Origin of the sequence: Actinomadura sp. RB99 (assembly GCF_014706005.1) — a bacterium.
Taxonomy (GTDB): domain Bacteria; phylum Actinomycetota; class Actinomycetes; order Streptosporangiales; family Streptosporangiaceae; genus Spirillospora.
The window spans coordinates 1-577 of record NZ_JABMCA010000213.1 but is presented as its reverse complement, the minus strand read 5'-3'; the positions used below and the strand labels follow the sequence as shown (position 1 = coordinate 577).

1 protein-coding gene is annotated in these 577 nt (G+C 66.7%); it reads left to right on the top strand.

What is annotated here, in order from left to right; all coding sequences use genetic code 11:
• Positions 1 to 577 (top strand): hypothetical protein (locus amrb99_RS49620; protein ID WP_206700441.1); only part of this gene is annotated, 577 nt, incomplete at both ends.

The following is a 577-nucleotide window of genomic DNA, read 5'->3' as shown; positions in this document are numbered from 1 at the left end:
CGTTCTCGCGCGGCTGGGACGCCGTGCAGGCGATCGTCCCCCGCGCGTGGCGGAACATGGTGTCCGGCGCACGACGGGGCGGAGCGACGCTCATCTCCTGGACCCGCAGCGTCCCCAGGGCGCTCCTCCGCGCCCTGGGGAACGTGAACGGGCTGCTCACCAACGCTGGCCGGAACGTCATGCTCGGGCTGTGGGCTGGTCTCCAGTCCATGGGCGGGTGGGTCAAGAGCCAGCTCATGGCCCTCATCAAGAAGATCATCCCAGACCCCGTCGAGAAGATCCTCGACATCCACAGCCCGTCCCGCGTGATGAAGAAGATCGGCCAGCAGATCATGCAGGGCCTTCACGCCGGGCTGACCAGCGCGGACGCCGACAAGGTCGCCGCGAAGATGCAGCAGATCGCCGAGAAGATCCGGGACGCGTTCAAGGGCAAGCGGACGAACCTCGACGACCGGCTTCTCGCGGCGCTGAAGAAGAACAACACCCGGCTCCAGGGCCTCGCCAAGGAGCGCACGAAGCTCCTCGACAAGATCGCCGAGGCGAAGGAATACGCCGCGACGATCACCGCGAACTACGT